23 protein-coding genes are annotated in these 23,141 nt (G+C 70.4%); 5 read left to right on the top strand and 18 right to left on the bottom strand.

Annotated features, from left to right (window positions below; translation table 11 throughout):
* Positions 1-73: 73 nt before the first annotated feature.
* Positions 74-1,291, top strand: a complete 1,218-nt coding sequence (locus FNH08_RS03400; protein WP_152769727.1) for a hypothetical protein — start codon at positions 74-76, stop codon at positions 1,289-1,291.
* 114 nt (positions 1,292-1,405) lie between these two features.
* On the opposite strand, the gene FNH08_RS03395 is transcribed toward FNH08_RS03400, so the two are convergent.
* The 5 genes from FNH08_RS03395 to FNH08_RS03375 form a co-directional block, all read right to left on the bottom strand.
* Positions 1,406-2,914, bottom strand: a complete 1,509-nt coding sequence (locus FNH08_RS03395; RefSeq protein WP_322723581.1) for an alpha-amylase family protein — start codon at positions 2,912-2,914, stop codon at positions 1,406-1,408.
* 121 nt (positions 2,915-3,035) lie between these two features.
* Positions 3,036-3,872, bottom strand: a complete 837-nt coding sequence (locus tag FNH08_RS03390; RefSeq protein WP_322723580.1) for a carbohydrate ABC transporter permease — start codon at positions 3,870-3,872, stop codon at positions 3,036-3,038.
* Positions 3,869-4,861 carry a carbohydrate ABC transporter permease gene (locus FNH08_RS03385; protein ID WP_152769725.1) on the bottom strand — a complete coding sequence of 331 codons (993 nt, stop codon included), beginning with the start codon at positions 4,859-4,861 and terminating at the stop codon, positions 3,869-3,871. The genes FNH08_RS03390 and FNH08_RS03385 overlap by 4 nt, the downstream gene beginning before the upstream one ends.
* 2 nt (positions 4,862-4,863) lie before the next feature.
* On the bottom strand, positions 4,864-6,156 hold the full coding sequence (locus FNH08_RS03380; RefSeq protein WP_152769724.1) for an ABC transporter substrate-binding protein: 1,293 nt from the start codon (positions 6,154-6,156) through the stop codon (positions 4,864-4,866).
* Positions 6,157-6,204: 48 nt separating this feature from the next.
* Positions 6,205-7,455: an aminotransferase class V-fold PLP-dependent enzyme gene (locus tag FNH08_RS03375; protein WP_322723578.1), complete on the bottom strand. Its 1,251-nt coding sequence runs from the start codon at positions 7,453-7,455 to the stop codon at positions 6,205-6,207.
* 253 nt (positions 7,456-7,708) lie between these two features.
* Here FNH08_RS03375 and FNH08_RS03370 point away from each other — a divergent pair, with 253 nt between their 5' ends.
* Positions 7,709-8,440, top strand: a complete 732-nt coding sequence (locus FNH08_RS03370) for a FadR/GntR family transcriptional regulator (protein ID WP_152769722.1) — start codon at positions 7,709-7,711, stop codon at positions 8,438-8,440.
* Positions 8,441-8,483: 43 nt separating this feature from the next.
* Here FNH08_RS03370 and pqqE read toward each other — a convergent pair whose 3' ends face one another.
* From pqqE to pqqA, 5 genes are read right to left on the bottom strand one after another with little or no spacing between them, the layout of a single operon-like run.
* Complete coding sequence (pqqE, locus tag FNH08_RS03365) at positions 8,484-9,611, bottom strand: pyrroloquinoline quinone biosynthesis protein PqqE (RefSeq protein ID WP_152769721.1); 1,128 nt, start codon at positions 9,609-9,611, stop codon at positions 8,484-8,486.
* Positions 9,608-9,940, bottom strand: a complete 333-nt coding sequence (gene pqqD / locus FNH08_RS51545; protein ID WP_407704324.1) for a pyrroloquinoline quinone biosynthesis peptide chaperone PqqD — start codon at positions 9,938-9,940, stop codon at positions 9,608-9,610. The genes pqqE and pqqD overlap by 4 nt, the downstream gene beginning before the upstream one ends.
* A complete protein-coding gene (gene pqqC / locus FNH08_RS03355) occupies positions 9,937-10,701 on the bottom strand; it encodes a pyrroloquinoline-quinone synthase PqqC (RefSeq protein ID WP_194238351.1) in 765 nt (254 codons plus the stop codon). The genes pqqD and pqqC overlap by 4 nt, the downstream gene beginning before the upstream one ends.
* Positions 10,698-11,624, bottom strand: coding sequence for a pyrroloquinoline quinone biosynthesis protein PqqB (pqqB, locus tag FNH08_RS03350; protein ID WP_322723575.1), 927 nt, complete (start codon positions 11,622-11,624; stop codon positions 10,698-10,700). Before pqqB ends, pqqC begins: the two co-directional genes overlap by 4 nt.
* 9 nt (positions 11,625-11,633) lie before the next feature.
* Positions 11,634-11,771: a pyrroloquinoline quinone precursor peptide PqqA gene (gene pqqA, locus FNH08_RS03345; protein ID WP_152769719.1), complete on the bottom strand. Its 138-nt coding sequence runs from the start codon at positions 11,769-11,771 to the stop codon at positions 11,634-11,636.
* Positions 11,772-12,107: 336 nt separating this feature from the next.
* Here pqqA and FNH08_RS03340 point away from each other — a divergent pair, with 336 nt between their 5' ends.
* On the top strand, positions 12,108-13,253 hold the full coding sequence (locus tag FNH08_RS03340; protein WP_152769718.1) for a PQQ-dependent sugar dehydrogenase: 1,146 nt from the start codon (positions 12,108-12,110) through the stop codon (positions 13,251-13,253).
* 99 nt (positions 13,254-13,352) lie between these two features.
* On the opposite strand, the gene FNH08_RS03335 is transcribed toward FNH08_RS03340, so the two are convergent.
* Positions 13,353-13,988: a hypothetical protein gene (locus FNH08_RS03335; RefSeq protein ID WP_152769717.1), complete on the bottom strand. Its 636-nt coding sequence runs from the start codon at positions 13,986-13,988 to the stop codon at positions 13,353-13,355.
* Between the two features lie 162 nt (positions 13,989-14,150).
* Positions 14,151-14,576, bottom strand: coding sequence for an ATP-binding protein (locus FNH08_RS03330; protein ID WP_152769739.1), 426 nt, complete (start codon positions 14,574-14,576; stop codon positions 14,151-14,153).
* A gap of 199 nt (positions 14,577-14,775) precedes the next feature.
* Between FNH08_RS03330 and FNH08_RS03325 the strand changes: the two genes are divergently transcribed.
* Positions 14,776-15,543 (top strand): IclR family transcriptional regulator, encoded by a 768-nt coding sequence (locus tag FNH08_RS03325; RefSeq protein WP_152769716.1) that lies wholly within the window; start codon positions 14,776-14,778, stop codon positions 15,541-15,543.
* 47 nt (positions 15,544-15,590) lie between these two features.
* Positions 15,591-17,105 carry a glycerol kinase GlpK gene (gene glpK, locus FNH08_RS03320; protein ID WP_152769715.1) on the top strand — a complete coding sequence of 505 codons (1,515 nt, stop codon included), beginning with the start codon at positions 15,591-15,593 and terminating at the stop codon, positions 17,103-17,105.
* A 32-nt stretch (positions 17,106-17,137) separates the two neighbouring features.
* On the opposite strand, the gene FNH08_RS03315 is transcribed toward glpK, so the two are convergent.
* The 6 genes from FNH08_RS03315 to otnK all read right to left on the bottom strand — a co-directional run bounded on the left by FNH08_RS03315 (position 17,138) and on the right by otnK (position 23,141).
* The gene (locus tag FNH08_RS03315; protein ID WP_152769714.1) at positions 17,138-17,890 is read right to left on the bottom strand and encodes a FadR/GntR family transcriptional regulator; all 753 of its coding nucleotides are present in this window, start codon (positions 17,888-17,890) and stop codon (positions 17,138-17,140) included.
* 10 nt (positions 17,891-17,900) lie between these two features.
* Entirely contained in the window at positions 17,901-18,908 is a 1,008-nt protein-coding gene (gene denD, locus FNH08_RS03310) for a D-erythronate dehydrogenase (protein ID WP_152769713.1), read from the bottom strand.
* On the bottom strand, positions 18,905-19,708 hold the full coding sequence (otnI, locus tag FNH08_RS03305) for a 2-oxo-tetronate isomerase (protein ID WP_152769712.1): 804 nt from the start codon (positions 19,706-19,708) through the stop codon (positions 18,905-18,907). The genes denD and otnI overlap by 4 nt, the downstream gene beginning before the upstream one ends.
* Before the next feature lie 74 nt (positions 19,709-19,782).
* Positions 19,783-21,090, bottom strand: a complete 1,308-nt coding sequence (locus tag FNH08_RS03300; protein WP_152769711.1) for an MFS transporter — start codon at positions 21,088-21,090, stop codon at positions 19,783-19,785.
* A 51-nt stretch (positions 21,091-21,141) separates the two neighbouring features.
* Positions 21,142-21,864 (bottom strand): class II aldolase/adducin family protein, encoded by a 723-nt coding sequence (locus FNH08_RS03295; RefSeq protein ID WP_152769710.1) that lies wholly within the window; start codon positions 21,862-21,864, stop codon positions 21,142-21,144.
* Positions 21,861-23,141 carry a 3-oxo-tetronate kinase gene (gene otnK, locus FNH08_RS03290; RefSeq protein WP_152769709.1) on the bottom strand — a complete coding sequence of 427 codons (1,281 nt, stop codon included), beginning with the start codon at positions 23,139-23,141 and terminating at the stop codon, positions 21,861-21,863. Before otnK ends, FNH08_RS03295 begins: the two co-directional genes overlap by 4 nt.

Genomic DNA, 23,141 nt, shown 5'->3' with positions numbered 1-23,141 from the left:
CACATGTGAGCCTCGTGCCGGTGGAGCTGTCGGGTGGTTACGCGGGCGGGCAGCGGTGTGGTGCGGTGCTCTCGTGTCCCTGCTGCTGGTGGGGAGCCTGACCGCGTGCGGTGGCGGTGACGCCAAGTCCTCGTTGACGACACCGGAGCTGTTCTATCTCCGGCCACACGGCGACCCCACGGGCCCCGAGGGCAAGGAGCGCTTCCGCGTCCAGGCCACGGATAAGGAGGCGCCCAGCGGCTATGGAGCCCAGGACCATGAACTGACCGTGGACGTGAGCGGCTCCGAGAAGGTCGTGCGCCTGGAGGTGGCGGGAGCGAAGAAGGGCGCTCCCCGCTGCGAGGGCGACGCGGTGAAGGTCGTCTGCAAGGTGAACGGCGACTACGACACCCGGCACGCCATGGACCGGGTCCTTCCCGTCGCGGCTGAGGGCAGCAGGGCGGGGCAGCGTGGTCAGGTGCGCTTCCGGTTCAGCACCGAGAAGGGGGAGACGCTGACGGCCCGGACCCGTGTCGTGGTGGGCGAACCGGTCGTGGAGGTGCGCGAGCCCGCGCGGTGGGACGACGTCACGCCCGGTGCAGAGGTCGGAGTCCCGGTCGTCGTCCGCAACCGCGGGGAGGTCGCGACGGAAGGCATCGCCCTGATGGTGGGAGGCAGGGACGGAGTGACCTTTCGAACGAGGCACCGAGGTTGTCGTTACGGTGAGCAGAACGGCGAGAACGTCTCCATATGTTTCCTCCCCGACGTCCGGATACCTCCCGGCCGCACGGTCGTGCTCCGACCCGAGGTGCAGGTACGCGCCTCCACGACACAGATGTACGGCTTCGTCTCCCTGGAAGCGTGGGCACTGAACGTCGGGCCCGGTGAGGACGACGTGCTCCCGCCGCACACCGCGACGGGCAGCGGACCGGTCCTGCGAGCCGTCGCCGCCGAAGACACCGGCCGGCAGGGCGCTTTCAGCGGCGACCGAACCACGAACGAGGTACGGCTGGACACCACCTCGGACTACGAGGTCCTCCCCGTCGAGCTGAACGGAGCTCCGGGGTCCGAGCGCTCCTTCGACATCGCCGTCCGCAACAACGGGCCGGGCGACCCCGGACAGAGCGGGAAACTCGTCTTCACGCTGCCACCGGGCACCACCGTACGCAAGGAGCCGATGCTGAACGCCGAGGAGGAGGCTGCTCGCATGAGGGCCGGACGTACGCCTGCCTCCTGGAGCGCATCCGGCCCGGAGAAGCGGAGGAGTTCCCCTTCACCGTGCGGCTCGGCGAGCCCGGCACGGGCCGTCTGAGTGTGCGGGACGCCGAAGGAGGGAACGACCGCCGTGACACGCGTCCGGCCAATGACACGGCCGAGGTGACCGTCGCCCGTTGAGCGCCCCTTGAAGACGGCGGCCACCCGGTCGTCAGCCCGGAAGCAGCGGCCAGGCGCCCCAGGGCTGCGACCAGGAGTAGGTGAGGTCCTCCCCGGCGCTCCGCCAGCGGCGAGGGGCCGTGGTGGAGAGCCAGTCCAGCGGCTCGACACCGCCCGGGGCGCCGCCGTCCAAAGCGAGCCGGACGGCCGCGGTGAGGTCGGCGTCGGTCTGCGCGGTGCGGGCGGCGGGGTCGACGGAGACGAACAGGGCGGTGCCCGAGCGGGCCACCAGGTCGAGGAACTGACGGTTCAGCGCCCACTCCGTCGCCGGGGTGCACGGCACGCAGTCGGCGTCCAGCGCGTAGAAGCGGTTGTGCTGGGCCAGCCGGAAGCCGAGGGTGTTGATCCCCATGCGCCGGGTCCGCTCCCAGTGCCGGCCCGAGGTGTCGTCGCCCGTGCGCTGCACCTGCACCAGGCCCGCCGCCAGGTGGCCCACGGTGTTGCAGCCGATCACCAACGCGTCGCCGGCGGCCTCGGCGATGGCGCGGTAGAGGGCGACCAGCACCTCGGCGGTGGTACGGGTGCGGTCGGCCAGCCGCCAGCCGGGCCCGGCCATCTCGGGCGGGGTGTCCGGGTGGAAGCGGCCGAAGACGTCGTACGTGCTGAAGTCGTGCTTGATCAGCTCGAAGCCCCAGGCGCGGAAGCGGGCGACATCGGCGGCGACGGTGGTCAGCGTGTCGTCCAGCGACGGGTCGAGCGGGATCCGGCCGGGGCGGCCCACATCCGTGCGCATCCCTTTGGTCTCGATGCGGGACAACAGCGGCCGGAACCACACCCCCGGCCGGGCTCCCCGCTCGGCCATCCCGGCGGCCAGGCCCGCCATGTCGTCGAACACCCCCGGCAGACCGGTGTCCCACGGCCCGCCCGGGGCGCTGCCGCCGCCCTCCGTCCAGCCGTCGTCGACGACGCAGAAGGGCCGCACCGGATGGTCCCCGGCGTACTCGGCGATGGTGTCGGCGTCGCGCAGCACGGCGTCGGGGCCGAAGTCCCTGCCGTAGGCGTAGTACCAGTTGTTGCAGCCGACCACCGGCTGCTCGGGCAGCAGCGGGTCGGGGGACATGGCGGAACACAGGGGCTGCAGGGCGGTGTACGGGGTGACGGAGCCGTCGGCCGTCACCCCGACGACCGTGGCGGCGGCCAGCTCCCGCTCACCCGGCAGCACCGGCAGGCCGCCGGAGCGCACGTCCAGCCACAGAGTGGTGCCGTCCTCGTCCACCGTCCAGCTGCACAGGGCGCCGGCGCGGGTGCGGACGCCGAGCCCCGCGGTGGTGCCGGTGGCGGGGTCGGTGCCGAGCCAGTACCAGGGCAGCGGCCGCTCCGGCTGGATGCCGCGCCACTGCAGATCGCCGTACGAACGCTCCCAGGTGTCGCCGAGCACCAGGGCGGGAGGACGGCCACCGGGGTGGTGCCGCCAGCGCAGCGCCACCTTCGAAACGCCCTGCGGCCCGGGTGCGGCGACCCTCAACCGCAGGCTCCCGCCCGCATCTTGACGTGCCGTCACCTGCACGCCGGACACCGTCCATCGACCCGTCCCCGAGGGTGCCGCGGGGCGAGCGACATCGTCGGTCCCGGCGATCACATGGACGGAGTCAGGAAGGGAAACGTCGATCTCGTACATCCGCTCAGCCTTTCACCGCACCGGAAGTGAGCCCCTGCACGATATGGCGGCTGGCGAAGGCGAACAGCACCATCGTGGGCAGGATGGTCAGCACGGCCGCCGCGGACATGGAGCCCCAGTCGATGTTGAAGCTGGAGATGAACCCGTTGAGGGCCGTGGGGACGGTCTTGTTGGCGTCGCTGTTCATCAGCGTCACCGAAAGGAACAGCTCGTTCCAGCAGTTGACGAAGTTGAAGATGAACGCGGCCACGATCCCCGGCCTCATCACCGGCAGCAGCACCCTGAACAGCGCCCCGAACCGGGAGAGTCCGTCGATCATGGCGGCCTCCTCCAGCGCGTCGGGGATGTTCTCGAAGAAGCCGCGGAGCATCACCGTGCAGAACGGAATGCACACGGCGATGTAGACGAGGACGAGCCCGAGGCGGTTGTCGACCAGCCTGAGGTCGGTCATGAGCAGGTACAGCGGCCCCAGCGCGATGAAGGACGGGATCATCTGGGTGACCAGCGCCGCCATCAGCAGGGCGGACTTGGTGCGGAACTCGAACCGCGCCAGCACGTACGCCGACAGCATCGAGATCGTCGTGGCCACCGCGCCCGCTACGGTCGCGACAACGAGGCTGTTGGTGAGGTACACACCGAAGTCGGCCTTGGAGAACAGGTCGGTGTAGTTCTCCAGCGAGAAGTGCTCGGGCCAGTAGGCGATCGGGAAGCGGAAGATGTCGCCGGGCGCCTTGAGCGAGGTGACCGTGATCCAGTACAGCGGGAAGACGGTGAAGACCAGCCACAGCCCGAGGAAGGTGAACCGGACGGTCCGCCCGGTCGCGGTCTCCTTGCCGATCACGGCTTCACCTCCCGCTTCTCGCGCGTGGCCATCAGGAAGAACGTGGCGAACACCAGCAGCCCGGCCACCACGAGGAGGCCGATGGCGGAGGCCTGGCCGTAGTCGCCCTGCTGGGTGATCCGGATCATCCAGGTGGTCACGATCTGCGTCTCGTTGTTCGGGCCGCCGCCGGTCATCCCGAAGATCAGATCGGGGAAGTTGAAGATCCAGATGACCCGCAGCAGCACGGTGAGGGCGAGCGTGGTGCGGATGTAGGGGATGGTGATCTGCAAGAGCGTGCGCACCTTGCCGGCCCCGTCCAGGGCCGCCGCCTCGTACAACTCGTCCGGGATCGACTGCAACGCGGCCAGGATCATGATCGCGAAGAAGGTGACGCCGTACCAGGTGTTGGCGACCAGCACGGCGATCATCGCCTTGTCCGGTTCGGCGAGCCAGGCGATCGGCTGGTCGATCAGTCCGGCCTTCTGCAGCAGGTCGTTGACGACACCGAACTCGCTGTTGAACAACCAGCGGAACAGGATGCCGATGAGGAACCCGGAGATCGCCCAGGGGAAGAAGACCAGGGCCTGGTAGAGGCCGCGGAACCGGAACCGGCGGCGCAGCCACAGGGCGAGCGCGAAGCCGATCACCAACTGGGGCACGATCGAACCCACCACCCAGAGGGCGCTGTTGGCCAGCACGGTGCCCCAGGCCGGGTCGGCGAACACCTCGTGGAAGTTCTTCCAGCCCACCCAGGAGGTGTCGGTCAGGTCGGTCAGCTTCCAGTTGCGGAACGCCATCTGGCTTCCCGCGATCATGGGGTAGTAGGTGAAGACCGCCACGAAGACCGCGGCCGGCGCCATGAAGGCGGCGATGAGCAGCCCGCGCCGGGTGGTGAACTCCCGCCTGCGGCGGCCCGGTCGGGCACCGTGGCCGGACGGGGCACCCCCCTTGTGGGAAGGGCGCCCCGGCCCCGATCGCGACTTCGCGGTGGCGGACGCGGCGGACATGTCTACTTCCACTTCGCGGTCCAGTACGCGTCCCAGTCGGCCAGCAGCTTCTTGGGCGTCAACTTGCCGAGGATCATCTTCTGCACGTCGGCGTCGGCCTTCTGCTGCCACTCGGTCCACCAGGAGACACCGCGCGGCTGGGTGACGACGAGGTACTTGTCCGGGTTCTCGGTCATGGTGACGTAGCTCGACCAGGGGCCCGTCTTGTAGAAGGAGTCCTCGGTCGCCGACTTGAGGATCGGCACCAGGCTGTTCTTCTTGGTGAAGTTCGTGGACGCCTCGCCCTGGGAGAGGAACTCGACCAGCTTGACGGCCTCGGCCTTGTGCTTGCTGCCCTTGGCGACGCCCCATCCGGCGGTGGCCAGTGGCTGCACGGTCTTGCCGCTGGGGCCCGCCACCAGCGGGGCGGTGTTCCACTGGCTCTTCGTGATCGACTTGGACTCCGAGACCGTGGCGATCACCTCGGGGTCCTGGAGCAGGAAGGCCGTGGAACCGTTGGAGAAGCCCTCGACCATCTCCGGGTAGCCCCAGGAGACCGACGACTTGGGTGAGGCCTGCTTGAACAGCTTGAGGTAGGTCTCCATCGCGTCGAGCGCGCCAGGAGCCGAGAAGATCGTCCTGCCGTCCTTCAGCTTGAACCCGTTGGCGGGGTCGACGTCATCGGCGACGTAGGCCTCGATGGCAGCGGTGGCGTTGCCGTTGGCGTTGGCCCCGCCGCGGAAGGCGTAGCCGTACTGGCGCTTGGCCGGGTCCTGGATGGCGGTGGCCTGCTTCAGCAGGTCCTCCCAGGTGGCCGGGGGCTCACTGAAGCCGGCCTTCTTGATCAGGTCGGTGCGGTAGAAGAGGCTCAGCCCGTAGAAGCCGTACGGGATGAAGTAGGTCTTCCCCTCGGCGTCCTGGGAGGCCTTGACGGCGTTCTCCGTCATGGCCTGCCAGCCCTTCCAGCCGTTCAGGTCCTTCTTCATGTCGTAGAGCCAGCCGTTGTTCGACCACGGGCCGACGGTGGTGTCGCGCACCTCCAGGGTGTCCACGCCGGTGCCGGACTGGAGCATCTGCTGGATCTTCTGGTCGGCCTGCTCGGTGGGCGGCGAGATCAGATTGACCTTGATCTTGGGGTTCTGCTTCTGGAAGTCGGCTATCAGGCTCTTGAGCAGATCGGTGCGAGCGGGGTTGGTGAGGCTTTCGACCATGGTGAGCGTGACCGCGCCCCCGGCACTGCTGGGGCTCATGGTGGAACAGCCGGTCAGGACCAGTGCGGCGGCCGTGCCGAGGGCCAGGACCGTCCTTCTTCTCATCGTGCTGACCTCTTCCGTTTCAAGGGAGGGGCGTGCTGTGCTGCGCAGCTACGGCGTGCCGTGCTGCTCGCGGGCCGCGCGGGCCCAGTCGCCGAGGACGGGGACGCAGGTCTCGGCGAAGTACTCGTAGTCGGCGGCGGTGTTGTAGACGTGGGCGGACACCCGCAGATAGCCGACCCCGCCGAAGCTGGTGAAGGCCGCCTCCACACCCAGCTCCAGGGCCACCCGGTCGCGCAGCGCGTCGGCCTCGACCCGGGTGGCCCCGAGGCCCGGGGGCAGGCGCACCAGCCGCATGCCGGGGACGGGCATCCCGACGTCCACCCGGCCGCCGACACCGGTCAGCTCGGCGAACGCGCCGCCGATGACGTGCTCGGCGTAGCCGGCCAGGTCGTCCATGTAGTGGCGGGCGGTGTCCCAGCCCCAGGTGTTCTCGACGAAGTCGAGCGCCGTCGGCGCCGCCAGATAGGAGGTCGCGTCCAGCGTGCCCTGCTGGTCGAAACGGTCGGGGTACGGGTCGGGGGCGCCCCAGGAGTCGATCAGCGGGTACAGCTCCTCTCGCAGCGGGCCGCCTGCGACCAGCGTGGCGGTGCCGCGCGGTGCGCAGCCCCACTTGTGGAGGTTGCCGACCCAGAAGTCACAGAAGTCGCCCGTCGTACCGGCGAGCGGGCCGGCGATCAGACCGGGGACGTGAGCGGCGTCCACGAGGAACGGCACGCCCCGCCGCCGCAGCTCCGCGCCGATCAGCTCCACCGGCAGCCGGCGTGCCGTTGGTGAGGTGATCTGGTCGACGACGACGAGGTCGGTGGCCTCGCCCACCTCGGCTAGCACGGCCTCGTACGCCTGCCCCTCGTCCGCGTCCAGGGGCACCCGGGCCGTGCGGACCCGCCCGCCCCAGCGCCGGGCCAGCCGCTCGGCGCCCATGGTCACGGCCCCGTAGCCGTGGTCGGTGACGACGATCTCCCCGCCCCGGTGACGGGTGAGGGAGGCGTACACGACGCTGGCGCCGGCGCTCGCGTTGGGCACCAGGGCCAGGTCCTCGGGGGCGGCCCCGAGGAAGGCGGCGAGGTCGACCCGGGTCGCGGCGAGGCGTTGCGGCAGCGCCGGGAACCACACCACGGGGGAGCGTTCCATCTCCGCGCGCAGTTGGTTCTGCCGCTCCTGCGCCACCAGGGGAACCGCTCCGAACGAACCATGGTTGAGGTGCCGCAGGGCGGGGTCCAGGGACCACGCCCGGTCGGCGGGCCGTGCGCCCGTCAGCAGGAGAGGGCTGGGCGCGGTGGTGACCTCGGTCTCGCTCACAAGACTCCACTTCTGCCGCACGTGAGCGCCCCGGCGTGGAGACCGGACATCGCTCAGGACATCAGATACGGCGCCGGGACACGTATGATGACTTGGATGTTGGCACGACGTTTTCCGGCCTTCAAGGGTGCTGCAGAGAAAAGTCATCAGATGACTCCGGGCCGATACAGAGAAGACATCTGATGACTGCACCTAGGTACAGTGCACCGAGAGGGTCCCGGCCGTGCCGTCGGCCCGTCAGGGGAGGAGAGCGATGTCCGCAGTCGACAAGGCGTTCCACGGCCTACGGCACATGATCGCCACGGGCCGCCTCGGCGCGGGCCAGCGCATCCCGCCCGAGGGGGAGCTCTGTGAGGAACTCGGCGTCTCGCGAGGGTCGTTGCGCGAGGCCGTGCGGATGCTCGCCGCCCTGGGCGTGATCGAGCCACGGCACGGCTCCGGCACGTACGTCTCCCCGCTCAGGCCGGAGGACGTCATAGGCAGCCTCTCGCTGACCCTGGAACTACTGCCGCTGACCGGCCTGCTGGAGGTCTACGAGATCCGGCGCGTGCTGGAGGCCCATGTCGCCGCCCAGGCCGCGGCACGTTGCACCCCCGAGGAGGTGGGGACGCTCTTCGCGCTCATCGAGGCCATGGAGGCCACCGACGACCCCACCAAGGCATCCGAGCTCGACCACCGGTTCCACTCGGAGATCGCCCGGATCGGCGGCAACCCCACCCTGGCCTCGCTGCTGTCGGTGTTCCGCGCCCGCTCCCGCAAGTACCAGGTCTTCACCCTCCCCGAAGGCCCGGAGCTGCGCCGCAAGAGCGACGAGGACCACCGCGTGCTGGCCACCGCCATCGCCGACCACGACCCGGTCGCCGCCGCCGGTGCCGCACAGGCCCATGTCGCCCAGACCGAGCGGTGGCTGCGCGCCTTCATGCCTCCTGTGGAGGAGGACTCCGTGGAGGCGGACTCCGTGAGGGAGGACGGCAACGCGAGCTGACCCTTCCTGACGCTCCGTCATGCCATTGGCGCGGCCTGCCCTTTCAGTCCGTGGCTCGTTCGCGCGGTTCCGGACGGGCGCCGCGGTAGACGTAACGCGGGGCGTCGGCGGATTCGGGATCGTCGGGCGGCGGGACCTCCGCCAGGGCGCGTACGAGGGCGTGGTCCGGGGACAGCGCGCACGCGGGGTCGGTGCGGGAGGCATCCCCAGTGAGCGCGTGGGCCTGACAGCGGCAGCCCCCGAAGTCCGTCTCGCGACGCGGGCAGTCCGTGCACGGCCCGGTCATCCACTCGGTGCCGCGGTAGCGCTCGAAGGCCGGGGAACTGCGCCAGATCCACTCCAGGGAACGGTCGCGTACGTTCGGTATGTCCAGGTCCGGCAGCGTCCCCGCCGCCGGGCACGGCAGGACGCGGCCGTCCGGGGCGACGGTCAGCGACACCGCTCCCCAGCCTCCCATGCAGGGCTTGGGCACACCGTCGAAGTAGTCCGGTACCACCCACACCAGTTCGGTGGTGCCCGCCAGTTGCTTCCGCCGGCGCTCGACCACCTCACTGGCGCGGGAGAGTTGGTCGCGGGTGGGCAGCAGCGTGGTGCGGTTGCGCAGGGCCCACCCGTAGAACTGGGCGTTGGCCAGCTCGATCCGCTCGGCGCCCCAGGCCACGCCGAGGTCCACGATGGCGTCGACCGCGTCGAGGTTGTCTCGGTGCAGGACGACGTTGAGGCCCAGCGGCAGCTCCGCGTCCCGTACGACGGCGGCGGCCCGCTCCTTGGCCGAGAAGGAACGGTGCCCGGCGATCCGGTCGGACGCCACCGGGTCCGCGTGCTGCACCGACAGCTGGACGCTGCGCAGCCCGGCGGACACGAGAGCCGACAGTCTCGACGCGCTCAGCCCGTTCCCGCTGGTGACCAGCTGGGTGTAGATCCCGGCGCCCTCGGCCGCGGCGACGATGGCCGCCAGATCCCGGCGGAGCAGGGGCTCACCCCCGGAGAGGTGGGTGTGGACGACGCCGAGCTCCGCGGCCTGCCACAGCACGTCCTCCCATTCCTCGGTGGACAGTTCGTGGGAGCGGCCGACCAGTTCGAGCGGGTTGGAGCAGTAGGGGCAGCGGAGCGGGCAGCCGTGGGTGAGTTCGGCGAGCAGGGCCCAGGGCGGTGCCGGTGGGCCCGTCATCGCAGCCAGCCCTCCTCGCGCACGCGGTCGAGGAACCGGGGCACCTCGTCCGCCACCGGGGCGCCGGGGAAGCGGGCCGCCAGTTCGTCGACGATCTCGCCGACCTGCCGGTGTCCGTCGCACAACCGGAGGACATCCGCCGCCCGGCCGCTGAGGACCACCACGCGCTCCGGCAGAACCAGCAGGTCCGCCTGGCGCACCCGGTCGTGGCGGAGTACGACCGAACGCGCGGGTGCCGGCCGCCATCCGGCCACGGCTGCTTCCTGCGCGGTTGTTTCCCGCGCGGCTGCTTCCTGCGCGGCTGCTTCTTTCACCGTCGCTTCTTTCACGGCTGCTCCTTGCCGTCGGCGTGGTCGATCGCGTCGAGCAGTGACCACAGCACGTCGCACTTGAACGCGAGGGCTGCCACGGCGCTCTCCTGCTCGGCCTCGGTGCGCGCCCAGTCCAGGACGAGTCCCAGTGCCTCCCCGCTGTCCTGGCGGCCCTGGGTCTCGCGGGAGCGGAAGTACGCGAGCCCGTCGGCGTCGATCCACCGGTAGTGGTGTTCGAAGGCGGCGATGCGCGTACGCATGATGCCCGGGGCGGACAGCTCGGTGAGGGACGCGGCGACGGCCTCCAGCGGGGAGCGGAGCCGACAGAAGTTGACGTATCCGTCCACCGCGAGTCGTACGCCGGGCAGCACCTCCTCGCCGGACAGCAGCCGGGCCCGGTCGAGTCCCGCGGCCTCGCCCAGTCTCAGCCACCGCTCGATACCGCCCTCGCCCTCGGCCCGCCCGTCGTGCTCCTCGATCCGCCGCAGCCACATGCGGCGCAGCCGCGGGGTGTCCAGTTTGGCGAGGACGAGCGCGTCCTTGACGGGGATGTGCCGCTGGTAGTGGAAGCGGTTGAGGATCCAGCGGCGCAGCTCGTCGGGGGTCAGCTCGCCCTGGTGCATCCGTACGTTGAAGGGGTGGCGGTCGTGGTAACGGTCGCGGGCCACGGCCCTCAGCCGGTCCTCGAACGCCGGTGCCGGTGCCGGTGCCGTTGCGGGTGCCGTTGCTGTGGCCGTGCTGGTGCTGGTGCTGGGATTGGTGCTGGTGCCGGTGCTCACAGATTGATCACCATTCCGTCGGCGGCCACCTCGATGCCCCGGTCGGCCAGCCGCTTGTGCTGCGGCGCGCCGGGATCGACGAGGGGATTGGTGTTGTTCAGGTGGGTGTAGAGACAGCGGGCGCTCAATGCTTCCAGGCGCTCCGCCGTGCCGTCCGGCCCGTCGATCGGGAGATGCCCCATACCGGTCGAGGTGCGCGTGGAGATGCCCGTGCGCCGAGGCTCCTCGTCGTCCCAGAACGTACCGTCGACGATCACGCAGTCGGCCTCCGTGACGGCGGACTGCAGGGCCTTGGGCCAGGCCGCCAGCGCCGGGGCGTAGATCGCGGTGGCTCCGGTGGCGCGGTCCGTCAGACGCAGGGCGACGACCCAGGGGTCCGTGCCGGAGCCGGGTGAGTCCGCCGCGTATCGAGGGCGTTTACCGGACACGGGGATCGCGCTGATCGAGACCGCTGAGTCCACGGAGTCCGATGAGTCCGCGGTGAGCGGTTCGGGCCGCTCGTGGGGCAGTTCGCGCCAGGTGAGCGGGGTGTACGGCCCGATGACGGCTTCCAGCCGCAGCCGGGTGAGCAGTGCTTCGCGTACGGGGCCGGTGGCGAGCAGCTCCAGGCCGTCGGCACCGGCTTCGCGCAGCCGGGCGATGCCGAGGGTGTGGTCGAGTTCCGCGTCGGTCAGGACCAGTCCGGCGATCGGCGTGCGCCGGGATCCGGGGCCGGGGTGGAGTGCGGGACAGTCTTCGATCTGGTCGCCGATGTCCGGGGTGGCGTTGACGAGATACCAGCGGTCCTGGGACGCCTGTACGGCGAGTGAGGCGTGGCGGCGGCGCCAGTGCGGGTGGGCGCGTGCCCCGGAACAGCCGGGGCACGCGCAGTTCCACTGGGGAACGCCACCGCCCGCCGCGGTGCCGAGCACCTGCAGCAGCACGGCGGCGCGCTAACGGTTGCTCAGGGCGTAGGCGGTGACTTCCAGCGCGGTCTCGACGACCACGTAGTCCGGTGTCTGCCAGACGGGCGACTCCTCGTTGCCTGCCTGGGTGTGCGATTCCACCGCTTGCTGTACGGATTCGGTCATGAGCAGAGCTGCCTTTCTGTGTGGGGGACAGGCGCTCCTGGTCGACTCGCGTTCTGTTGCAGAATCGCGAGCCGAGCCTTCCGGGTCAATGGGGCAGCAAGAAGGTGCTCCGATCTCTCCCGTCAGGGAGGTGGCCCCAGAAGCTGACCATCGACGGCACGTGTCAGTAAAGACCCTGGTGAGATGGCATCGAGCCCTGGAATGCCGAGGGTGGTCCGGACCTTTGGCTCTTTCTGTCCTTGACCCTCCCCTGCACACCTCCTACCTTCTCGGTGGGCTGATGTCCCGTCAACTCCCCGTCAAGGCCCCTGAACCCCCATACAAGGAGCCGTTCCCATGGCAAGTCACCCCCACACACCCGCAAGACGCAGGCCCCCGGCCCTGACCGCGGCGGCGACCGCGGTCGCGCTGGCCGCCGGTCTGCTCGGTGCTGCGGCCGGCACCGGAAGCGCCACCGCCCGGAGCGAGACCACCGCCCGGAGCGAGCGAGGAACCGGCAGCGGCATCGACTCCGTCCCCTCGGCCATCCGGACCGTCTCGTCCGGCTGGACTGTTCCCTGGGGCCTGAGCTGGTTGCCCGACGGATCGGCGCTCCTCACCGAACGGGACTCCTTCAAGGTCTTCAAACTCACCCAGTCCGGCACCAGGACCCAGGTCGGTACGGTGCCCAACGTCGTGACCACCAACGGCGAGGGCGGCCTCCTCGGCATCGCGGTGTCGCCGAACTGGAACAGCGACCACTACGTCTACCTCATGCACTCGGCGGCGAGCGACAACCGCATCGTCCGCATGACGTACGACGGTTCCTCGCTCAGCGGCTACAAAGTCCTGGTCACCGGTATAGCCAAGAACAAGTACCACAACGGCGGACGCATCAAGTTCGGCCCCGACGGCTACCTCTACGCCACCACGGGCGACGCGCAGAACAGCAGCCTCGCCCAGGACAGGAACTCCCTCAACGGCAAGATCCTGCGGATGACGACGGACGGCAAGGCCGCACCCGGCAACCCGTTCGGCACGCTCGTCTACTCCCTCGGTCACCGCAACCCCCAGGGCATCACCTGGGACGACCAAGGCAGGCTGTGGGAGGCCGAGTTCGGCAACAGCACGTACGACGAGCTCAATCTCATCGAGTCCGGCAAGAACTACGGCTGGCCGACCTGCGAGGGCACTTGCTCCACCTCCGGCATGACCAACCCCAAACGCCAGTGGACCGTCAGTGAGGCTTCCCCGAGCGCGGTCGCGTACGCCGACGGCGCCCTCTACATGGCGGCACTGCGCGGCGAGCGGCTGTGGCGGATCCCGGTCAGCGGCACGAGCGCGGGCACTCCCGTGGCGTACTACACCAGCACGTACGGCCGACTCCGGACGGTGGAGAAGCTCCCCGGCAAGAACGCCCTGTGGCTGTCCACCACCAACGCCGACAACAACGGGGGAGAGCCGGACGGCGCGGACAAGGTGTTCCAGGTCGACCTGGGGTAGCGGGCATGCCCTGGCCGGTCATCCCCTGACCGGACATCCCCTGGCAGGGCGGGCGTCGGCGCTGCGGCGGGGTCGTCCCGGCCGCAGCGCCGACCCTGGTCAGTAGAGCCTGTTGACGGCCGTGACGGTGGTCTTCTTGAAGTCGGCGACCTGGGCGTGCTGGAAGGTGCCCATCTGCGCCCACCTGACGAGGGTCACCGTCGAGCCGTCCCGGCCTACCGAGTACAGGCTGATGTCGGAGGACCCCCACGTGGATGTGGTGTGGATGCCGTAGACGTGGGCGCCCTCCTCCACGTTCAGCCTGCCGTAGTACTTCTCGGTCGCGGTCACGTCCGGGTCCTGCCGCATCAGCTTCTCCGCGCAGTCGGCGAGGTCCTTGCGCAGCAGGGCCGCGAAGTCCTTGGCGCGCTGCGTGCTGCGCTCCACCACCGTCACTTGCAGGGCGTTGGTGTCGTACTCGGTCCAGTACGAGCGGTGGCTCGCGATCGACGGCAGCGGGTCGCCCCCGCAGGCCGGCAGCGGGTCGGGCTGCCCGGCCGTGACGGGACCGGCGTACCAGGGCGACGTCGGGTGCGGCGGCAGCTGGCTCGGCTTCAGGTACCGGGGTGTGTCGGCGGAAGCCGACGCGGCGGCCGCCGGGACGGCGGCCACGGCGACGGCGGCTCCCGCCGCCACGGCCGCCGCGGCAGCCACGGCACGTCGGGTACGAAGGGCACGTCGGGCACGGATGGTCATGATTCCCCCATGGCGGTCATCGGTCGTTGTGCGATGGTCCGTCTCCTATGACCCGCCGCCACCGACGTTCGTTGTACCCGCCCGTGTCACAGTTCCGTACCCGCTGTCACCACACGGTGACAGCGGCGCCTCCCCAGCCCGCGCGGAGGTCCCGGCGCATGCTCATGCCGCGACGAGATCGGCCCACCGGGTCACCCCGCCGGAGTGGACGTGGATGCCGTGCCGCGTCGCCAGTGCGTGGACGATCTCCTCGCCCCGCCCGTGCTCGTCCGGGTCGATCCCCTCGGGCGACTGACCCCTCGGGCGCGCGGGTCCCGCGTCCGTGACCTCGACGCGGAGGGTGCCGAGCCCGTCGGCCCGGGCCCAGGCCAGCCGCAGCACCGCCGGGGGCAGGGCGTGGACGATCGCGTTGGTGAGCAGCTCCGACACCACCAGCAGAGAGTCCTCGACGATCTGCGGGGACACGTTCCAGTGGGCGAGGACCGCCCCCACACGTCGGCGTACGGCCGAGACGGCCCCGGGGGCGGGCGGGAGCTCACAGACGTGTTCGGCTGTGTCCCGCAGCCTCGTATCGAGCTGTACCGCCATCATGCTCTCCTCCGGGTGGGCGCTGTCCGCCGGTCGCGGGCCTCAGCGCGCTGTGCCGGGCCACAACGCACGCTAGGCAGCTATGACCAGGCGGGTCAATGAACGTCGGTCGCCATTGCCGAACGCGGGGTCGGTGCCCCCGGCGGACCGTTCACCCGCACGTGACGCGCAGCCTCCATGGCCGAAATAGACTCGCCTCATGGCCGGACCGGTCCAGTCGATCGAACGGGCGGCGGCGATCCTGCGTCTGCTCGCCGGTGGGCCGCGCCGGCTCGGACTCGGCGAGGTGGCGGCCTCACTCGGGCTGGCGAAGGGCACCACCCACGGCATTCTGCGCACACTCCAGCACGTGGACTTCGTGGAACAGGACGCGGCGACCGGAAAGTACCAGCTCGGGGCCGCCCTCCTGCACCTCGGAACCAGCTACCTCGACGTCAACGAGTTGCGGTCACGCTCCATCAACTGGGCCGACGCCCTCGCCGCCCGCAGTGGGGAAGCGGTCCGCCTGGGCACCCCCTTGGAGGGCAGGGTCCTCGTCGTCCACCACGTGTTCCGGCCGGACGACACGCTGCAGACACTGGACGTCGGCTCGCTGCTGCCGCTGCACGCCTCCTCGCTCGGCAAGGTCCTGCTGGCCTTCGGGACCGCGCCCATGGAGTCGGCCCTGGAATCCGGGCTGGATGCGTACACCCGGCACACCCTGGCCACCCCGGAGGAGCTGGGCCGGGCGCTCGCCGAGGTCCGGGACGTCGGCTGGGCCGCCGAGGTCCAGGAGATGAGCATGGGCGAGGCCGCCGTCGCCGCGCCGATCCGGGGGCACGGCGGCCTCGTGGTGGGCGCCATCGGCCTGTCCGGCCCCGTCGAGAGGATCTGCCACGGCCAGGGCCGGCCCCGGCCCAACCTGATCACGCTGCTCCGGGAGGCCGCGCGGGCGATCTCCAGAGACCTGGGAGCGGCTCGCTGGTAGTCCACGGCCTCCGCGACACATCGGAAGGCAGGAAGGCAGACCCGATCATGGTTGCACGGTACGTACTGTCCATCGATCAGGGCACCAACTCCACCCGATGCATCCTGTTCGACCACCACGGGCGGATGGTGTCCGTCGCCCAGCGGGTGCACCAGCAGCACTTCCCCCGGCCCGGCTGGGTCGAACACGACGCCGTGGAGATCTGGCGCAACCTGCAGCGCCTCGTGCCCGTCGCCCTGTCCGACGCCGGGGCCGGTGCGGACGAGGTGGCCGCCGTGGGTATCGCCAACCAGCGGGAGACGACGGTGCTCTGGGACCGGCGGACGGGGGTCCCGCTGGACAGGGCGATCGTTTGGCAGGACACCCGCACGGCATCACTTGTCGACGACCTCAGACAGCGCCCCGGTGAGGAGTTCTTCCTGGAGCGGTGCAGCCTGCCCCCCTCGACCTACTTCTCGGCGCTGCGGATCCGCTGGCTGTTCGACCATGTCAGCGGGCTGGAGCAGCGGGCCAAGGACGGCGAGGTGCTGTTCGGCACCATGGAGAGCTGGCTGATCTGGAACCTCACCGGAGGCGTGAACGGCGGCCTGCACATCACCGACGCCACCAACGCGAGCCGCACCATGCTGATGAACATCCGCACGCTCACCTGGGACGAGGAGCTCCTGGCGTTCTTCGGGGTCCCCCGCACCATGCTGCCCGAGATCCGGTCGTCCGCCGAGCGTTACGGCGAGGCCCGCTCGGTCCTCCCGGGCGTCGGCATCACGGCCGCCCTCGGCGACCAGCAGGCCGCTCTGTTCGGCCAGACCTGCTTCTCCCCGGGCGAGGCGAAGTGCACGTACGGCACGGGCAGCTTCCTGCTGCTCAACACCGGCACCGATGTCGTACGGTCCCGGCACGGGCTCCTCACGACCGTCGCCTACCAGATCGGGGACCGGCCCCCGGTCTACGCCCTGGAGGGCTCGATAGCCGTCACCGGCTCGCTGGTCCAGTGGTTCCGTGACCGGCTGGGGCTGATCAGCAGCGCGCCGGAGATCGAGACCCTCGCGCTGACCGTCGAGGACAACGGCGGTTGCTACATCGTCCCCGCCTTCTCCGGCCTGTTCGCACCCCGGTGGCGCAGCGACGCGCGCGGTGTCATCGTCGGCCTCACCTCCTACATCACCAAGGGGCACCTGGCCCGAGCCGTCCTGGAGGCCACCGGCTGGCAGACGCGCGAGGTCGTCGACGCGATGAACGCCGACTCCTCGGTCGCCCTGAAGCAGCTCAAGGTGGACGGAGGCATGACGGCGGACAACCTGCTCATGCAGTTCGTGGCCGACGTACTGGACGTACCCGTGGTCCGGCCCATGGTCGCCGAAACGGTCTCCCTGGGCGCCGCCTACGCCGCCGGGCTCGCCGCCGGCTACTGGCCGGACCTGGAGGTGCTGCGCCGCAACTGGCACCGGGCCGCCCAGTGGATGCCCGACATGGACCCCGGGCGACGGGAGGCGGAGTACGACAACTGGCAGCGAGCCGTCGAGCGGTCACTGGGGTGGATGAGACCACCGGGGTCGCCTTGACCCCGGAGCCGAACGAAGCCGGCCGGTAGGCGTCATGGAGCCGCGTCGAGATCCACGTCGACGTCCTCGGTCCGGGTCCAGAAACTGTCGTCCGCGTCCTGGAGCCGAGAGGCGGCCTGTCGCAGATGGAGGCGCGCGGCGGCGCGTGCCGCCTCGGCGTCCCCCGCTTCGATGGCGGCCAGAATGGCGTGGTGCTCCTGCCGGACCGCTTCGATGAAGTCGTCCCGTCGGGCCTCGTTCGCGCGCGTCACGCGGATACCGCCGCGCAGCACCTCGCCCAGGTACCGCACCGTCGAGACCATCACCGTGTTCCCGGTCGACTCGGCGATGGACCGGTGGAAGTCGAGATCCTCCTCCACACCGTCGCCGCCGGCCGCGACCGCCGAGTCGATCGTGTCGAAGGCCTCACGCATCCGGGCGAGGTCGCGGGGCGTGGCCCGGCCGGCCGCGAGATAGGCCGCCTCGCCCTCCATGCCACGGCGCACCTCCACGATCTGCAGCACCTTCGCCTTGGTGTCGGCGGCCTCGGCCTCCAGGTCGAGCGGGCGGGTGCGCCGTGGCAGGACGAACACACCGAGACCCTGGCGCGGTTCGACCAGACCCGCGTTGCGGAGCCGCGACAGAGCCTCGCGCACCACTGTGCGGCTGACGCCCAGCTGCTTGACCAGCGCCACCTCGGTGGGCAGTTGGTCGCCCTCTGCCAGCCGCCCCGACTCGATCTCCTCCGAGAGGATCGAGGCGACCTGGTCCGCGAGCCGGACGGGACCGCTCACCTTGGAAAACATGGTTGTCAGTCTATAGACCCGCGTCCGGCCCCTCCGTTGCGATGTAGTCCCGTACCACCGATGCGAAGTCCGGATCGGGCTCCAGGCCGAGCGCAGCGGCGCGCCCGTTGTCGAAGACGGAGGGCCATGAGCCCACGATGGCCTCGACGTCGGGATCGGGCGCGATCGTCACCAGGTCGGCGACCGTGTCGCCGGCCACCCGCCGCAGCGTGGCCAGCATCTCGGCGACCGAGACCGTGAGCGCCGGAAGGTTGACCGGCAGTCCGCCGTCGAGCCGCCCCTTCCCGGCGCCGCGTTCGGCTTCCGCGATGCGCAGAATTCCCTCGACGGTGCGTCGCGGCGAGGCCAGGGCCACCCGCAGGTCGGGGCGTACGGGGCAGACGGCCGGGAGCCCGGCGAGGGGCTCGCGGATGATGCCGGACAGGAAGCCGGACGCGGCGGCGTTCGCCTTGCCCGGCCGCACCGACACGGTCATCAGACGGGCGACGCGTCCGTCGACGAAACCACGGCGCGTGCAGTCCGCGACCAGCTGCTCACAGACGAGTTTCTGGATGCCGTAACTAGATCGCGGCGTGGGCAGGGTCGACTCGCTGACCACGGGCGGCAGCGGGAGCGCAGGGTCGGAACCGTAGACCGCCACGCTGCTGGAGAACACCACGCGTGGCACCGGTCCACCGGCCGCCGACTGGGCCCGGGCGGCTTCGAGGAGCGCACGAGTGGTGTCCAGGTTCGCGCGCATGCCGAGGTCGAAGTCGGCCTCGCACTCGGCCGAGACGGCGGCGGCGAGATGGATCAGCACGTCCACCGGCTTCGCGAACACCTCGTCGAGGCGGTCGGTCAGGTCGCCCCGTACGGTCTCCACCAGCGGGTCGGCCGCCTCCGGTGCCCCGGACGGCACGAACCGGTCGGCGAGCACCAGACGGTCGATCGGCGCGCCACGGAACGTCCGCGTCCTGAGCAGGGTGCCGGTGACCTGCCGACCCAGGAAGCCGAAGCCGCCCGTGATGACGATCCTCATGCGCTGTCTCCTCGGTAGTCGTTCAGCCAGCCGAGCCCCTCGCTCGTACCGGCGCGGGGGAGGTACTCGCAGCCGATCCACCCGTCGAAGCCCAACTCGTCGACGACGCCGAACAGATGGCGCACGTTGAGTTCACCGCGGTCGGGTTCGTGGCGGTCGGGCACCCCCGCGATCTGCAGGTGACCGACCCGCCCGGTCGGCAGGTCGCGGCGCAGGGTCGCGGTGAGGTCGCCCTCGACGATCTGGCAGTGGTAGAGGTCGAGCTGCACCTTGAGGTTCGGGGCTCCCACGTCCCGCACGACTGCGTGGGCCTCTGCCTGCCCGTTCAGGAAGTAGCCCGGCATGTCGCGGCCGTTGATCGGCTCGATGAGGATGTCGACGCCCGCCACGGCGGCTCGCTCGGCGGCCCAGGAGAGGTTGGCCAGGTAGGTGTCGCGGTGCTCGGCCGGCTCCTTCGGCGTCGCGTCCGGCCGGACGAGCCCGGCCATCACGTGCACCCGCTGGCAGTCCAGCGCGGCGGCGTACTCCAGCGCCCGGGTGATCGCGGAGCGCGTCTCCGCCTCCCGGCCGGGCAGTGCCGCCGTCCCACGTTCTCCGGACTCCCAGTCTCCGGGAGGCGCGTTGAAGAGCACCTGCCTCAGGCCGTGGTCGTCGAGCCGGCGGCGCAGCTCGGTGGCGTCGTACGCGTAGGGGAAGAGGTACTCGACGGCGGTGAAGCCGTCCGCCGAGGCCGCCGCGAAGCGGTCGAGGAAGTCGTGCTCGGTGTACATCATGGACAGGTTCGCGGCGAACCTCGGCATGCTGGCTCCTCACTTCGGAAATTGCGGTCGACCGGTCGACGTCGGTCCCGGTCAGTAGACCAGGACGTACCCGGTCAGCGGTTGACGACCTGCTTGTCGGTGGTGAGCACGGCCGCGGCGCCGACGACGAGGCTGAGCGCGAGGACGTACATCGGGATCGACGTCGAGCCGGTGGCGTCCTTGAGGGCGCCGATCATGTAGGGGCCGACGAAGCCGGCGAGGTTGCCCACCGAGTTGATCGCGGCGAGGCCGACCGCGGCTGCCGTGCCCCCGAGGAACGCGGTGGGCAGCGACCAGAACAGCGGTGCGCAGGTCAGCACACCCGCCGCGGCGAAGGACAGCGCGGCCAGGGACAGTGCCGTCGACCCGGCCCAGCCGGCCGCCAGCGAGAAGCCGACGGCACCCATGAGGCTGGGGACCACGAGGTGCCAGCGGCGTTCGCGGCGCCGGTCCGCCGACCGCCCGAACACGTTCATCGCGACGAGTGCCGCCAGGAACGGCACGGCGCTGAGCATCCCGATCGCGAGGTTGCCCTCGATGCCGGTGGACTCGATGAGCGTGGGCAGCCAGAAGGTCAGGGCGTACTGCCCCATCACGAAGCAGAAGTAGATGAGGCACATCAGCCACACCTTGGGCTCACGGAAGGCGTCCCACACCTTGCCGTGCACGGTCTGGTGCGCGGCGTCCTCGGCGATGGCCCGTTCGACGACGGCCTTCTCCTCGTCGGTGAGCCACTTCGCGGCGCGCACGCTGTTGTCGAGGTAGAACAGGGTGGCCACACCGATGACGACGGCGGGTATGGCTTCGAGCAGGAACATCCACTGCCAGCCCTCCCAGCCGCGCACCCCCTGGAACGTGTCCATGATCCAGCCGGAGAGCGGGTTGCCGAAGATACCGGCCACCGGGATGGCGGACATGAACATCGCGATCACCCGGGCACGGCGGTGGGACGGGAACCAGTAGGTGCAGTACAGGATCACCCCCGGGTAGAACCCCGCCTCGGCGGCACCGAGGAGGAACCTGAGGACGTAGAACATCGCCTCGTTGCTGACGAACACGAACGACGCCGAGACCAGACCCCAGCTGATCATGATCCGGGCGATCCAGGCGCGGGCCCCGACGCGCTGCAGCATCAGGTTCGAGGGGACCTCGAAGAGGAAGTAGCCGATGAAGAACAGACCGGCGCCGAGGCCGTAGGCCGCCTCGCTGAACCCGAGGTCGTCGGACATCTGCAGCTTCGCGAAGCCGACGTTGACCCGGTCGAGGTAGGAGACGACGTAACAGAGGATGAGGAAGGGGACGATCCGTCGTACCACTTTGCGGTAGACGGCGTTCTCACGGTCGAGGGCGGAGACGTCGGACGCCGTTACTGGCATGGACATGGCGATCCTTCTGGGCGGCTCTGGGGAATTCTCTGAGGGGAGGGGTGTGCGTCACCACGCGGCGCCGAACGCGGACCTCAGTTCGTCGATCGCGGGGGAGGGGAGCGGCTCGGGACGACGGTCGGTCAGGAGCCAGAGACGTGCCGTCTCCTCGAGTTCTTCGAGGACGGCGAGAGCGGTGGCCGCGTCGGGACCCCACACCACGGGGCCCAGCCGGTCGAGCAGTACGGCCCTGATCGGCGTACGGCTCGCCGCGTACTCGGCGATGCGGGCGGTCACCAGGTCGGCCACGCGCGGGTCGCCGGGCCGGTGGTAGGGGATGAGCGGGACGTGCCCGACCTTCATCACGTAGTACGGCGTGAGGGGCGGGAGCACGTCGTCCTCGCTCCACACGCCGGCCAGGGTGAGGCCGACCAGGTGCGTGGAGTGGGTGTGGACGACGAACCGTGCCGTGGGGTCGGCGGCACAGATACGGCGGTGGAGCGTCAGGGTCTTGCTGGCGCGGTCGCCCGCGAGCTGCTCGCCACGGGCGTCGACCAGGGCGAGGCGCTCGGGGTGGAGGAACCCCAGGGCGGCGTCGGTGGGGGTGATCAGATGGGAGTCGCCGACCCTGGCGCTGATGTTGCCCGCGCTGGCGTGGACGTAGCCCCGGGCGAACAGGCTCGTGCCCACACGGACGATCTCGTGACGTGCCGCGTCGACGGCCGCGTCCTGTGCCGCTTCCTGTGCCGCGTCCTGAGCCGCTTCGGAAACGGAGTCCGGCTGCTCGGTCATGCGGTCTCCTCGTCCAGGTGGGCGAACGCGACGGTGAAGAAGTCGGGGCCACCGAAGTTGCCGGACTTGAGCGTGATGTGGAGCGTGTCCCCGCCGGGAAGGGACGCGGCGCACCACGGCACACCGGGGTCGATCTGCGGTCCGATCCGCAGCCCGGTGACGCCGAGCGCCTGGACGACCGCTCCCGAGGTCTCTCCGCCCGCGACGACGAGCTGCCGGACGCCGCGGTCCACGAGTCCCTGGGCGATGCGGGCGAGGGTGCCTTCCACGAGCTCACCGGCCTCGGCGGAGCCGAGCCGGCCCTGGACGTTCCGGACGGTGTCGGGCGACTCGGTGGAGTAGACGAGGACCGGCCCCTCGTCCAGGTGGGACTCGGCGAAGGCCAGGGCCCGGCCGACCACGTCCTCACCGGCCGCGACGCGCAACGGGTCCACGCTGTACGCGGGTTGACCGCTGCGCAGGTACCGCAGGACCTGGCCGTTGGTGGCGACGGAGACCGACCCCGAGACGATGGCCCGGTGGCCACCGGCCGGCGGCAGCTGCGCGGCGGCGCGGGACGGCTTGAACCCCCAGTTCGCGGGCAGGCCGACCGCCAGGCCCGAACCGGCGGTCACCAAGGGCAGGCCCTGCACCGCCGCACCCAGGCGCACGAGGTCGTCGTTGGAGACCGCGTCGACGACGGCCAACCCGAAGCCGTCCTCGCGCAGGGCCTCGATGCGGGCCTTGATGGCCTCCGCGCCATCGGCGACAACCGTGTGGTCGATCAGACCGACGGCTCGCGCGGTCTGCGCGCCGAGCACGGAGACCAGGTTGGAGTCGGTCATCGGCGTGAGCGGATGATGGCGCATGCCGCTCTCGCTGAGCAGCACGTCACCGACGAAGAGATGGCCCTTGAAGACCGTGCGCCCGTTGTCGGGGAACGCCGGCGTCGCGATCGTGAAGTCGGTGCCCAGCGCGTCCATCAGGGCCTCGGTGACCGGCCCGATGTTGCCCGCCGGTGTCGAGTCGAAGGTGGAGCAGTACTTGAAGTAGATCTGCTCGGCGCCCGCGGACCGCAGCCAGGCGAGCGCCCGGAGCGACGCCTCGACGGCGTCGGCGGCCGGGACGGTCCGCGACTTGAGGGCGATGACCACGGCGTCCGCGTCCATCTCCCGCTCGGCACCGGCCGGCGGTACGTCGATCAGCTGGACCACGCGCATGCCGGCGCGCACCAGGTTGTTGGCGAGGTCCGTGGCGCCGGTGAAGTCGTCGGCGACGCACCCGAGACGGATTCCCAT

Origin of the sequence: Streptomyces spongiae (assembly GCF_009377185.1) — a bacterium.
In the GTDB taxonomy this organism is placed as follows: Bacteria; Actinomycetota; Actinomycetes; order Streptomycetales; family Streptomycetaceae; genus Streptomyces; species Streptomyces spongiae.
Note: the sequence above shows the minus strand (reverse complement) of the source record. Positions and strands in the feature narration are given on the sequence as shown.

Bases quoted from the DNA above. Each gene is read 5' to 3' on its own strand.
- FNH08_RS03380 (WP_152769724.1), bottom strand. From the start codon at position 6,156: ATGAGAAGAAGGACGGTCCTGGCCCTCGGCACGGCCGCCGCACTGGTC.
- otnK (WP_152769709.1), bottom strand. From the start codon at position 23,141: ATGGGAATCCGTCTCGGGTGCGTCGCCGACGACTTCACCGGCGCCACG.
- pqqE (WP_152769721.1), bottom strand. From the start codon at position 9,611: ATGACGGGCCCACCGGCACCGCCCTGGGCCCTGCTCGCCGAACTCACC.
- otnI (WP_152769712.1), bottom strand. From the start codon at position 19,708: ATGCCGAGGTTCGCCGCGAACCTGTCCATGATGTACACCGAGCACGAC.
- FNH08_RS03370 (WP_152769722.1), top strand. From the start codon at position 7,709: ATGTCCGCAGTCGACAAGGCGTTCCACGGCCTACGGCACATGATCGCC.
- FNH08_RS03300 (WP_152769711.1), bottom strand. From the start codon at position 21,090: ATGTCCATGCCAGTAACGGCGTCCGACGTCTCCGCCCTCGACCGTGAG.
- FNH08_RS03330 (WP_152769739.1), bottom strand. From the start codon at position 14,576: ATGGCGGTACAGCTCGATACGAGGCTGCGGGACACAGCCGAACACGTC.
- pqqA (WP_152769719.1), bottom strand. From the start codon at position 11,771: ATGACCGAATCCGTACAGCAAGCGGTGGAATCGCACACCCAGGCAGGC.
- FNH08_RS03340 (WP_152769718.1), top strand. From the start codon at position 12,108: ATGGCAAGTCACCCCCACACACCCGCAAGACGCAGGCCCCCGGCCCTG.
- glpK (WP_152769715.1), top strand. From the start codon at position 15,591: ATGGTTGCACGGTACGTACTGTCCATCGATCAGGGCACCAACTCCACC.
- FNH08_RS03325 (WP_152769716.1), top strand. From the start codon at position 14,776: ATGGCCGGACCGGTCCAGTCGATCGAACGGGCGGCGGCGATCCTGCGT.
- FNH08_RS03385 (WP_152769725.1), bottom strand. From the start codon at position 4,861: ATGTCCGCCGCGTCCGCCACCGCGAAGTCGCGATCGGGGCCGGGGCGC.
- FNH08_RS03295 (WP_152769710.1), bottom strand. From the start codon at position 21,864: ATGACCGAGCAGCCGGACTCCGTTTCCGAAGCGGCTCAGGACGCGGCA.
- FNH08_RS03315 (WP_152769714.1), bottom strand. From the start codon at position 17,890: ATGTTTTCCAAGGTGAGCGGTCCCGTCCGGCTCGCGGACCAGGTCGCC.
- denD (WP_152769713.1), bottom strand. From the start codon at position 18,908: ATGAGGATCGTCATCACGGGCGGCTTCGGCTTCCTGGGTCGGCAGGTC.
- FNH08_RS03335 (WP_152769717.1), bottom strand. From the start codon at position 13,988: ATGACCATCCGTGCCCGACGTGCCCTTCGTACCCGACGTGCCGTGGCT.